Here is a 10,794-nt window from a genome sequence, read left to right on the forward strand (position 1 = left end):
CACGCATCAGCCAGCGCATCCTCGCCCTCAACGCTGTCATCTGGCACAACTGGAACATCGGCGCACCCGTGAAACGATCCCTGATCGCCTACGATCACTAACCCAAATTTCACATCAGCGATCTAGGGGGCGGACGTGAACGCTCCGTAACCGCCTCGGAAGAACAGCAGCGGCCCGCCGTCGCCGAGCGTGTCGAACCGGTGCACCCGGGCCACCACGATCATGTGGTCGCCGGCCCGGTGCTCGGCCTCGATCGAGCAGTCGAGCCAGGCGAGCGCGCCGTCGAGCACCGGGTTGCCGGCAGGGGACGGCGTCCAGCCGAGGCCGGCGAACTTGTCGCCGCCCCGCGAGGCGAGCTGGGCGCAGGCCGCGCGCTGGTGCTCGGCCAGCACGTTCACGGTCACGGCGCGGGTGGCGCGCAGCCGGGGCCAGCTCGTGCTGGTGTGGGCTACGCAGAAGCCCACCAGCGGCGGGTCCAGCGACACCGAGGTGAAGGAGTTGGCCGCCAGGCCGCACGGGCTGCCGTCGACCGGGTCGAGCGCGGTGATGGCGACGACGCCAGTGGCGAACCGGCCGAGCACCGACCGGAACCGCGCGCTGTCGGGCCGGGGCGCGGGAACCACCGGGACGGCGGGAGCGGTCGGAACGGCGGGCGCGGGGGGAGTGGCGGCGGCCGGGGTGCGGCGCGGCCGGGGGATCGCCAGGCCCGGGTGCCGGCTCGGCGCGATGGGCCGGGCAGCGTGGGGGGTCATGGGCCGCCTCCTCGTATAAACCAAGCGCTTGCTTGGACGTTAGGCTCGCCCCCGGAAGACTGTCAAGCGGTACGCCCGCCGCGCCGGCCTCATCGTAACGCGAAAGAGGCCCAAGCGCTTGCTAGGGCCTCTGGAGTGGATCGCGCGCCCTGGCGGGCGTGGGGGACCCGCCAGGGCGCGCTTCCTGCCCCGTGAGCGGCGGCGCCAGGACTCCGGCGAGGGATGGAGTCCTAGACCGTGGGTTCGCGCACGGAGATGGTGGGGGAGTGACCCTCTTGCGAGGACTCCGGGTGTCGGTAACCTGCGGCGATGCGATCCGCCGCGCCGGCCGGGTCGTCAATGGGGTGGCGGACGGGGGCGCTCCCCTCGTGCCAGACGAGGGACCCGTCCTCGCACCACACGTTCAGCTCGGCTGACTCGGAAAGTGCGGACATACCGTACCCGCTGCTCTGGTAGGTGTGGGTGAATCCCTGGCGAGGCAACGCGTAACGCAGTAAACGTGTTGCATCACGGGGGGAGTCCCAGGGCAGGTACGGCGTACCCGCGTGGACCGGCACCACCGGCCCTCACCCCCTCACCGGCCTTTCGATGGATTTGTACCAACGAATGGATGATGCGGCTCCCGATGCCGTCCGGTCAAGGGGTGATGGCCTGCTAGAACCAGATCGTCTAAATTGTTGGAACAAAAGGGGTGAAAGTGGCAAGGTCGGTGCTGTATCAGCAGGTGGCTTCGGAGCTACGAAGGGCCATCTACTCCGGCGTACTCGGCCCCGGAGCGCAGCTGCCGACTGAGGCGCAGCTCATGGAAGACCATGGGGTGAGCCGCAACACCGTCAGGTTGGCCCTCGGGGAGTTGGTCAATGAGGGGCTTGTCACGCGTACGCCACGACGCGGAACGGTGGTCAGAGACCGCAGGCCGCTGCTCATCTATCCGCAGCGAGAGCTGGAACCGCAGCCCACGGGAGAGCTGCGTGAAGCCTTCGCCTACGCCGTGACGCAGGAAGGCCGTGCCCCCAGCCAGTACATCGAGGTGCTGACCGTCTCCCCCGTGGAGGAGATCGCCAGCCGGCTCGAGCTGGCCGACGGACAGCTCGCAGTGGTGCGCCGCCGCCTGCGGTTCGTGGACGGCCAGCCCTACAACACGAACGACTCCTACTTCCCCCGGGACCTGGTCGCCAACTCCGAGATCGCCCGGCCCGGGGACATCGAGCGCGGCGCCAACCGGGTGCTGGAGGAGCTGGGCCACGCGCAGGTGCGCGTGGTGGACGACATCTGGGCCCGCATGCCCAACCAGGAGGAGGCCGAGCGGCTCCAGCTTGAGCTTGGCACCCCTGTTGTGGTCTATGTCCGGGTCGGATACGACGAGGGCGACATGCCGGTGCGCGTCGCGGTGTCGGTGCTGCCTGCCGACAAGCATCTGATCAGATACGAGCTCGACCGCCGCTGAGCGGCCTTGCTTGGGGGTGATCCCGCCGGCCGCGGCCCAGTGAGCTTGCCGTCTCGCTGAGCGTTAGGGAGTGGTGCACCGCTCCCTAATAGCGATTTATCCGCATATATCGGGTTATCTAGCCCTGTCGGGTTTGTGTCCCATTGAGCGATTACGCTCTGTGTCGATTCGGCCACCCCTCGCAACGAAAGGCAGACCCATGCACGCGAACACGCTGCTGCACCCGCTGACCCTCCGCCGCGCCGAGCCCGCCGACCTCCCGGGCGTGCTCACGCTCCTCGCCGACACCGCCGAGTGGCTGCACACCCGGGGCGTACGCCAGTGGCCCCGGGCGGGCTTCGGCCCCGAGCGCATCGAGCCGCTGATCGAGGAGCGGGTGCTGTTCCTGCTCGACGACGAGCTGCGCTACTTCGACCCGGACGGCTCGGCCCGGCCGGTCGCCACCATCGCCCTGGACGGCCACGCCGACCCCGAGTTCTGGGCGCCGGACGACGACCCCGGCGCCGCGCTGTACGTGCACAAGCTGGCCATCGCCCGCCCCTGGTCGGGCGGCGGCCTGGGCGACGCGCTGCTCGACTGGGCCGGGGCGACCACGTACGCGGCGGGGCTGCCGTGGCTGCGGCTGGACTGCGCCAAGGGAAACCGGCGGCTGCAGGACTACTACCGGGGCCGGGGCTTCCGGCACGTGCGCACGGTGGACCTGCCGCATCGCGCGTCCGGCGCGCTCTTCCAGCGCCCGGCGGCCGACTCGGCGATCACGGCCTTCCGTGATCTGACCCTGCCCGAGCTGATCAGCGCCTGACGCCGGTTCCCCGGGGTTCTCCGGCCGGGCGAACGCGAGGATCTCTATTCGCGCAAAAAGGTGCAGAGCACCATATAACCTCTGCTGCATGACCGGATCCCTCCTTGAGGTGATCGCGCTTGACGTGCGCGACGCCGTGGCCGCTGAAGAGGGCGGCGCCGACCGCCTGGAGGTCGTCGCCGACATGGCGGCCGACGGGCTGACGCCCGCCCCGGAGACGGTCGCGGCCATCGCCGCCGCGTGCCCGCTGCCGCAGATGGTGATGTTGCGCGGCGGCCCCGGGTTCGCCGGGACCCCCGAGGAGCTGGAACGCCTGCGCCAGGACGCCAGGGAACTGGCGCAGGCGGGCGCCGCCGGGTTCGTGTTCGGGTTCCTCGACGAGGCCGGCGCGGTGGACCTGGCGGCCACGGAGGCGCTCATCCACGCCGTCTCGCCGCTGCCGTGGACCTTCCACCGGGCCGTCGACCACGCCGCCGACGTGCAGGCGGCCTGGCGGGCCGTGCGGCTGCTGCCCAACCTGGCGACCGTGCTCACCGCGGGCTCGCCGCTCGGCGTGGGCGACGGCCTGCCCGTGCTCAAGGGACGCGCGGACGCCGGCGACGGGTCCATCATCCTGGCCGGCGGCGGCCTCAAGCCCCACCACGTGCCCGACCTGCTCGACTACGGCGTGCGCGCCTTTCACGTCGGCTCGGCCGTGCGCCGCGACTGGTCGGAGCCCATCGACCCGCACATGGTCCGCCGCTGGCGGGCGCTCGTCGAGCGCGACTGAGCCGCCGGGCCGGTCAGCCGAGCGCCGCGTCGGCCCTGCGCAGGGCCGACTCCAGCGTGCGGATCGTGGCCGGCTCGTCCAGGACGCCGCCGACCGGCCGCCGCTCCCGCCAGGCGCGCACCCGCTCACGGTAGGAGTCGTAGGTCGCCAGGTGGAAGGAGTACACCGTGGCGAACCTGCTCACCAGGTGGGACGGATGCATGTCCCAGCCCTGGTGGAAGCCGTGCGCCAGCGAGTGGCGCACCAGCCCGGCGTGCCGCCGCCACAGCGCCCGCACGTCCTCCGCCGAGCCGGAGGCGGGCGAGGCGGCCAGCGACCCGTCCGACAGCTCCACGCCGGTGCCCGCGTAGGCCGTCTGCATCACGTGCCTGGCGTGGTCGCACGCCGGATGGTCGAGCCGCTGCTCGTGCGGCGGCAGCCCGATCGCCGCCGTGTAGTCGAACACTCCGAAGTGCGCCGCGGCCAGCCGCCCGCCGCACGTCAGCCCCGCGCGCAGGAACCGCACCGTCTGCGGAGCCTCCACCTGCATCTCGAACCGCAGCCGCCGCCCCGCCCGGTCGTCCAGCCCCTGGAGGAACCCGGCGAACATCCCCAGGTACGCCTCCATCAGGACCTTCGGGAAGGTCACCACGAAACCCTCCGGAAGCCCGCCGGCCCGCCCGGCCAGGCCGGTGACGAACCGGTCGAGCGTCCGCGTCGAGCGTGCCGGGTCGCCGTCGGCGAACGACTTGACCCGCAGCCCCCACCGCCTCGGCAGCGTCCCGGCCGCGTGCATCGCGGCCAGCGCCTCCACGGCCTGGTCGACGTGCCCGTCCTCGTCGTCCGGCCCGCCGCCGTAGCCGTCCTCGAAGTCCACCCGCAGGTCCTCGACCGGCTCGGCCGCCAGCTTGCGCACCAGCCTGCCGTGCACGTCACCTGCGATCCCGTCGGGCACGCCGAACACCCCGGCGAGCTCGTCCGGCCCGGCCAGATGCGCCTTGACCAGGCCCAGCGCCTCCTCGCCCCACGCGGCCACGGTGCCCGCCGAGAACCGGTCGGCCGGCACGTACACGGTGTGCACGGGCTGCCAGCCGGGCTCAGCGGCGGGGTAGAGCGCCTGCTGCTCGCGGTGAACCTGGTCGAAGTCGAGCATCCGATGCCTTCCGTACGGGGCCGAACAGGGCCGAACAGGGCCGGTCAGGGGCGGCAGGCTCGCAGCATGGCGTCGAGGCCGACCAGCTTGACCCGTTCGCCCCGGCCCAGCGTCCTGGCCAGCTCGGCCTCGGCGGCCTCGATCTCCAGCCATTCCGCGTACGTGACCGGGCGGACGCCCCGCTCGGCCAGCAGGCCGTCGACGGAGGCGAGCCCGCCGGGACGGGCGCCGGCCAGGTCGGACAGCAGCGTGCGGACGGTCTCGGCGGCGTCGGACTTGTTCGTGCCGATCACGCCGCTCGGGCCGCGCTTGAGCCAGCCCGCGACGTACTCGCGCTCGCGCACCCGCCCCGCCACGTTCGGCACCGTCATCGTCTCCTGCGAGAACGGCACCCCGGGCAGCGGCACGCTCTGGTAGCCGACCGAGCGCAGCACCATGCCGACCGGCAGCGTCTCGTACTCGCCGGTGCCCACCACGCGGCCCTCGTCCGACAGGCGGGTCCGTTCGAGCCGGAGCCCCTCGACCCGCTCGGCGCCGAGGATCTCGACGGGCCGCAGCCAGAAGCGCACGTCCAGGCGGCGCGGCCGGCCGGCGGGCTCGCGGCTCGCCCACGACTGGAGCACCTCGATGTTGCCGCGCACCTGGCGCGGGAAGTCGCCGCCGAGCACGGCGGCCTCCTCCGGGCGCACGCACACGTCGGCGTTGGCCAGCGCGCCGAGCTCGCGCAGCTCCTTGAGCGTGAACTTGGCGTGCTCGGGGCCGCGCCGGCCGATCATGTGGATGGCCTTGACCTGGCTGTCGCCGAGCCGTTCGAGCACGTCGTGCGGCACGTCGGTGGCGCTCAGCTCCTCGGCGGTCTTGGCCAGCACCCGCACCACGTCCACGGCCACGTTGCCGACGCCGATCACCGCGACCTCGGGGCTGTCGAGCGTGAACCGCGACGGGTCGACGTCCGGATGCCCGCAGTACCAGTTGACGAAGTCGGTGGCCGCCACGCTGCCCGGCAGGTCCTCGCCCGGGATGCCGAGCCGCCGGTCGACCATTGCCCCGGTGGCGTAGACGACCGCGTCGTAGCAGGTCAGCAGGTCCGCCACCGACAGGTGCTCGCCGAGCGTGACTCCGCCCAGGAAGCGCACCTGCGGCAGCTCCAGCACCCTGCGCAGGTAGCCGGCGATCGACTTGATCGAGGTGTGGTCGGGCGCGACGCCGTAGCGGACCAGGCCGTACGGCGTCGGCAGCCGTTCGAGCACGTCCACCTCGACGTCCTCGGCCGACTGCTTGACCAGCGCCTCGGCCGTGTAGATCCCGGCGGGTCCCGAACCGATGACCGCCACGCGCAACGTCACGCTGCCTCCCTATGCCCGCCAGATCCGATGTATCCCCGATCCGATGGCGCCTCACCCCGATCCTCCTCTCCCGGGCCCCGGGCCTCAAGGTCGCCAGGGCTTGCGGGATGGGTGCGGTCGCGATCAGAGTGGTTGTTCGTGAGGCGAAAGCACGGGCCGCGGAGGCATCTGACCGAATCGCTGAGATTCGAGGCGTTCGGCCGCGTCATGGCCGCGCTGGCGACCAAGGCGGAGTTCATCGAGGCGGCCCGCGACCTGACCTGGTGGCGGGGGGCCGACCACAGCTGGCACATCGAATGGCGCGACGGCCCCTACGCCTCCGAGGTCGCCGCCCTGCTCGACGCCACCCCGGCGGGCCCCTGCGGCAACTCGCGCGCGGTGCTCGACGTCATGGGCGTCCGCTTCGAGCTGCGCGCCGTCGACCCGGTGGGCCGCGTCCGCGACCGCGCCCGCCCGGGGTTCTGGCGGCTGGCCGAGGCCCTCGACACCACCCGCCGCACCAACACCCGCCACCCTTGGGAAGAACTTCTCGGCGGTTGATCCTTTTCCCATTCCCACCGCCAAGATTGCTTACGGTTAACCGAAATTTGCCTTTTATGTACGATCACATAATCTGGATGTGGTCGTCCCTGGAGAATCGCCGGGGGTGGGATGACCAGGGAATGGGGATGGAGAAAACCGCGATCGAGTATGCCGACTTCGCCGAATACGACCGGCGGCAGCGTGGCATCGAACGTCATCTGCTGGCGGCCTTCCTGGGCGGACTGGCCGTCGGCTTCATCGGCATGATCACCGCCGGCCGGGGGCCGGGCTGGCTGGAGCACGTCTACGACCCGTACGTCTACCTCGCGATGGCGCTGGCCGTCGGGGCGAGCGCGTCCGGGTTCGGCTGGGCGCTGCTGACCACGTTCCTGGCCGCCGTGTCGATGCTGGTCGCCGCGATGGGCGGCAGCGCGCTGCGGGGCGACCTCGACTTCGACATCATCGGCGGCAGTCCCGCCGGCCTCAACTGGACCGTCGCCCTGCTCGTCGGCACCGGCCTGCTCGCGTACGTGACCCGCAGGAAGGACCGGTGGGGCGACTACGCGGCCGGCGTCATCGGCGCGCTCGTGCTGGCCGACGTCGTGGACCGGGCGACGCCCGGGTTCATCGGCGACGAGCGCTCCTTCTGGCCGATCCCCGCCGTGCTGATCGGCGCGGGGGCCATCGGGGTGGTGCTCGCCCTGCGCCGGGGCGCCGGCGGCCGGGCGCGGGCGCTGGCGTGCGCGGTGGGGCTCGCGGGGCTGTTCGCCACCGGGCTGGCCGCGGCCATGGGCGGCTGGATCACCGTAGCGGTTTGAGCGCGCGCGGCGGGCGTCCCGGAGTCGATAGCCTGTAGCCCTCACATCAGGCTCGACCGAGGAGTGGCCGTGTTGCTGCGCATGTCGTCGTTGTTTCTTCGCACCCTGCGGGACGACCCGGCAGACGCGGAAGTGCCGAGCCACAAGCTCCTCGTCCGCGCCGGTTACGTGCGCCGCGTCGCGCCCGGCATCTACTCCTGGCTCCCGCTCGGCAAGATCGTCATGGAGAACGTCGCCCGCGTCGTCCGCGAGGAGATGAACCGGATGGGCGGCCAGGAAGTGCTCTTCCCCGCCCTGCTGCCCCGCGAATACTACGAGGCCACCGGCCGCTGGACCGAATACGGCGACACGCTCTTCCGGCTCAAGGACCGCAAGGGCGCCGACTATCTGCTCGGCCCCACGCACGAGGAGCTGTTCACCGATCTGGTGAAGGGCGAATATTCCTCGTACAAGGACTATCCGGTCACCCTTTACCAAATTCAGACGAAATATCGCGACGAGGCACGGCCCCGGGCCGGCATCCTGCGCGGCCGCGAGTTCATCATGAAGGACTCCTACTCCTTCGACCTCGACGACGACGGCCTCAAGCGCTCCTACGAGGCCCACCGCGACACCTACATCCGCACCTTCGACCGCCTCGGCATCACGTACAAGATCGTGTTCGCCACCTCCGGCGCGATGGGCGGCTCCGCCTCCGAGGAGTTCCTGGCCCCCACCCCCACCGGCGAGGACACCTTCGTCGCCTGCCACTCCTGCGGCTACGCCGCCAACGCCGAAGCCGTCACCACCCCCGCGCCCGCCGCCCGGGCCCTCGACGGCCTCGACGCGCTCAAGGTCCTCGACACCCCCGGCACCCCCACGATCGACACCCTGGTCGCCCACCTCAACGAGCACCACGGCCTGTCCGTCACCGCCGCCGACACCCTCAAGAACGTCGTCGTCAAGGTCACCACTCCCGGCTCCGACAAGGTCGAGACCCTCGTCGTCGGCGTCCCCGGCGACCGCGAGGTCGACTTCAAGCGCCTGGAGGCGGCGCTCGCCCCCGGCGAGCCCGCAATCTTCGAAGCCGACGACTTCGCCAAGCACCCCGGCCTCGTCCGCGGCTACATCGGCCCGCAGGTGCTGAGCGACCTCGGCATCCGCTACCTCGTCGACCCCCGCGTCGTCGACGGCACCTCCTGGGTGACCGGCGCCAACGAGCCCGGCAAGCACGCCGTCAACGTCGTCGCCGGCCGCGACTTCACCCCCGACGGGTTCATCGAGGCCGCCGAGGTGCGCGCCGGCGACCCCTGCCCCCGCTGCGGTTCCGGGCTGTCCATCGACCGCGGCATCGAGATCGGCCACATCTTCCAGCTCGGCCGCAAGTACGCCGACGCCGCCGGCCTCGACGCCCTCGGCCCCGACGGCAAGCCCGTCCGCATCACCATGGGCTCCTACGGCATCGGCGTCTCCCGCGCCGTCGCCGTCATCGCCGAGCAGGCCCACGACCAGCTCGGCCTCGTGTGGCCGCGCGAGGTCGCCCCCGCCGACGTGCACATCGTCGGCACCGGCAAGGAGCGTCAGGTCGAAGTCGCCCTGGAGCTGGCCGCCGAGCTGGAGTCCCGCGGCCTGCGCGTCCTCGTCGACGACCGGCCCCAGGTCTCACCCGGCGTCAAGTTCAAGGACGCCGAGCTCCTCGGCCTGCCCACCATCCTCATCGTCGGCCGCGGCCTCGCCCAGGGCGTCGTCGAGCTGCGCGACCGCGCCACCGGCGAGAAGAGCGAGATCCCGCTCGCCGAAGCCGCCGACCGCGTCCACGCCGCCTGCACCGCCTGACCCATTCCTCCGGGACGGTCCCCATCGGGGCCGTCCCGGTTTGACGGCTCGGGAGTGTGCTGCAAATCTCATCCGATGAAGCCACACGCCGAACTGAAAGACTTCTGGGAATCACGCCTGCAGTCCGACTGGACCGAGAGCGGAGTCGGCTACAAGGCGCTCGGCCGCGCGTTCAACATCTGGATGTACCGGGTGCGCGCCGAAGGCTTCCGCCGTGAAGCCGCCGCCATCCCGCTCGACCTGACCAAGGCCCGGGTCCTCGACGTCGGCTCCGGCACCGGCTTCTACATCCGCCAGTGGCGCGCCCTTGGCGTCGAGACGATCACCGGCAGCGACCTCACCCAGGCCGCCGTCGACCGGCTCCGCGAACGCTTCCCCAGCGCCTCCTTCCTCCGCCTCGACATCGCCGATCCCGCCGGCGCCCTCGAACCCGGCTCCTACGACGTGGTGTCGGCGATGGACATGCTCTTCCACATCACCGACGACGACCGCTACAAGGCCGCGCTGCGCTCCATCGGCGAGGCCGTCCGGCCAGGCGGCGTCTTCGTCCTGTCGGAGAACTTCCTCCACCGGCCCGAGCAGCGCTCCGACTACCAGGTCAACCACACGCTCCCGTGGATCACCGCCGCCCTCGACGAGGCCGGCTTCGACGTCATCCGCCGCGTCCCCATGCTCGTGCTCATGAACGCCCAGGTCGACGCCCACCCCCTCTGGCGCAAGCTCTGGGGCGGCCTCCTGCGCGCCGTCACCCTGACGGAGGTCACCGGCTGGCTCGCCGGCGCCCTTCTCCACCCCCTCGAACGCCGCCTCGTCCGCGTCCTCCGCGAAAGCCCCACCACCGAGCTCATGCTCTGCCGCCGCCGCTGACCACCCGCCGCCCCGGCGCCGTCCCGCCGTGGCGGGTGCGACGAGCGACCCCCTCCCCGGCGCCGGTGCGGCGAGAAGGAGGACGGCGGAGTCCGGCGCAACGCGCACGGCGCTTCGGGGGGCGTACGGCACCCGGCCCGCCGTAGCGGGGGTCGGTGATCGCGCGCCCGTCTGCCCCTCCCGGGCGCCGGTGCGGCGAGGAGGGGGGACGGTGGGGTCCGGCGCAACACGTACGGCGCTTCGGGGCGTGTGCGGCATCGGCCTGCCCGCCCTTGAGGGATGGGGCACGCACGGCGCCGTCCCGCCGTGGCCGGGGCGACGAGCGCGCCCGTTCGCCCCTTCCCGGCGCCGGTGCGGCGAGGAGGGGGGACGGTGGGGTCCGGCGCAACGCGTACGGCGCTCCGCGGCGCGTACGGCACCGGCCCGCCGCCCTTGGGGGATGGGGGCGCGGGGTTGGCAGGGCGGGCGAAAAGGCGGGGGTCAGCCGCTTGGGGTGGCGGTGGCCGTGGCGGGTGGGGGCGGGG

At 72.0% G+C, this 10,794-nt stretch carries 10 protein-coding genes and 2 pseudogenes; 9 read left to right on the plus strand and 3 right to left on the minus strand.

Annotated features, from left to right (window positions below; all coding sequences use genetic code 11):
* Window positions 1-101, plus strand: a pseudogene (locus KME80_RS53640) (IS982 family transposase); the annotation flags it as partial.
* Between the two features lie 21 nt (window positions 102-122).
* Here KME80_RS53640 and KME80_RS48145 read toward each other — a convergent pair.
* Window positions 123-752 (minus strand): flavin reductase family protein, encoded by a 630-nt coding sequence (locus KME80_RS48145; RefSeq protein WP_219519132.1) that lies wholly within the window; start codon window positions 750-752, stop codon window positions 123-125.
* A 724-nt stretch (window positions 753-1,476) separates the two neighbouring features.
* Here KME80_RS48145 and KME80_RS53105 point away from each other — a divergent pair.
* The 4 genes and pseudogenes from KME80_RS53105 to KME80_RS48160 all read left to right on the plus strand — a co-directional run.
* A pseudogene (locus tag KME80_RS53105) lies at window positions 1,477-1,644 on the plus strand (GntR family transcriptional regulator); the annotation flags it as partial.
* A gap of 6 nt (window positions 1,645-1,650) precedes the next feature.
* A complete protein-coding gene (locus KME80_RS48150) occupies window positions 1,651-2,199 on the plus strand; it encodes a GntR family transcriptional regulator (RefSeq protein WP_308126254.1) in 549 nt (182 codons plus the stop codon).
* A 199-nt stretch (window positions 2,200-2,398) separates the two neighbouring features.
* Window positions 2,399-3,001, plus strand: a complete 603-nt coding sequence (locus KME80_RS48155) for an N-acetyltransferase (protein ID WP_219519138.1) — start codon at window positions 2,399-2,401, stop codon at window positions 2,999-3,001.
* A gap of 88 nt (window positions 3,002-3,089) precedes the next feature.
* Window positions 3,090-3,770 (plus strand): copper homeostasis protein CutC, encoded by a 681-nt coding sequence (locus KME80_RS48160; protein ID WP_219519141.1) that lies wholly within the window; start codon window positions 3,090-3,092, stop codon window positions 3,768-3,770.
* A 13-nt stretch (window positions 3,771-3,783) separates the two neighbouring features.
* On the opposite strand, the gene KME80_RS48165 is transcribed toward KME80_RS48160, so the two are convergent.
* Both KME80_RS48165 and KME80_RS48170 read right to left on the minus strand, forming a co-directional pair.
* Window positions 3,784-4,902, minus strand: coding sequence for a DUF6986 family protein (locus KME80_RS48165; protein WP_219519144.1), 1,119 nt, complete (start codon window positions 4,900-4,902; stop codon window positions 3,784-3,786).
* A 44-nt stretch (window positions 4,903-4,946) separates the two neighbouring features.
* Window positions 4,947-6,248, minus strand: a complete 1,302-nt coding sequence (locus tag KME80_RS48170) for an FAD-dependent oxidoreductase (RefSeq protein ID WP_308126252.1) — start codon at window positions 6,246-6,248, stop codon at window positions 4,947-4,949.
* Window positions 6,249-6,386: 138 nt separating this feature from the next.
* Here KME80_RS48170 and KME80_RS48175 point away from each other — a divergent pair, with 138 nt between their 5' ends.
* From KME80_RS48175 to KME80_RS48190, 4 genes are all read left to right on the plus strand, one after another.
* Window positions 6,387-6,788, plus strand: a complete 402-nt coding sequence (locus KME80_RS48175; RefSeq protein ID WP_308126253.1) for a hypothetical protein — start codon at window positions 6,387-6,389, stop codon at window positions 6,786-6,788.
* Between the two features lie 128 nt (window positions 6,789-6,916).
* Window positions 6,917-7,588 carry a hypothetical protein gene (locus tag KME80_RS48180; protein ID WP_219519147.1) on the plus strand — a complete coding sequence of 224 codons (672 nt, stop codon included), beginning with the start codon at window positions 6,917-6,919 and terminating at the stop codon, window positions 7,586-7,588.
* A gap of 69 nt (window positions 7,589-7,657) precedes the next feature.
* Entirely contained in the window at window positions 7,658-9,403 is a 1,746-nt protein-coding gene (locus KME80_RS48185) for a proline--tRNA ligase (RefSeq protein WP_219519150.1), read from the plus strand.
* A gap of 75 nt (window positions 9,404-9,478) precedes the next feature.
* A complete protein-coding gene (locus KME80_RS48190) occupies window positions 9,479-10,270 on the plus strand; it encodes a class I SAM-dependent DNA methyltransferase (protein ID WP_219519152.1) in 792 nt (263 codons plus the stop codon).
* Window positions 10,271-10,794: the final 524 nt, after the last annotated feature.

This window comes from Nonomuraea ceibae, from assembly GCF_019396325.1.
GTDB lineage: Bacteria > Actinomycetota > Actinomycetes > Streptosporangiales > Streptosporangiaceae > Nonomuraea > Nonomuraea ceibae.

What these genes read in the sequence shown, in the direction of transcription:
- KME80_RS48180 (WP_219519147.1), top strand. Translation starts at nt 6,917, where the DNA reads ATGGAGAAAACCGCGATCGAGTATGCCGACTTCGCCGAATACGACCGG.
- KME80_RS48165 (WP_219519144.1), bottom strand. Translation starts at nt 4,902, where the DNA reads ATGCTCGACTTCGACCAGGTTCACCGCGAGCAGCAGGCGCTCTACCCC.
- KME80_RS48155 (WP_219519138.1), top strand. Translation starts at nt 2,399, where the DNA reads ATGCACGCGAACACGCTGCTGCACCCGCTGACCCTCCGCCGCGCCGAG.
- KME80_RS48190 (WP_219519152.1), top strand. Translation starts at nt 9,479, where the DNA reads ATGAAGCCACACGCCGAACTGAAAGACTTCTGGGAATCACGCCTGCAG.
- KME80_RS48145 (WP_219519132.1), bottom strand. Translation starts at nt 752, where the DNA reads ATGACCCCCCACGCTGCCCGGCCCATCGCGCCGAGCCGGCACCCGGGC.
- KME80_RS48160 (WP_219519141.1), top strand. Translation starts at nt 3,090, where the DNA reads ATGACCGGATCCCTCCTTGAGGTGATCGCGCTTGACGTGCGCGACGCC.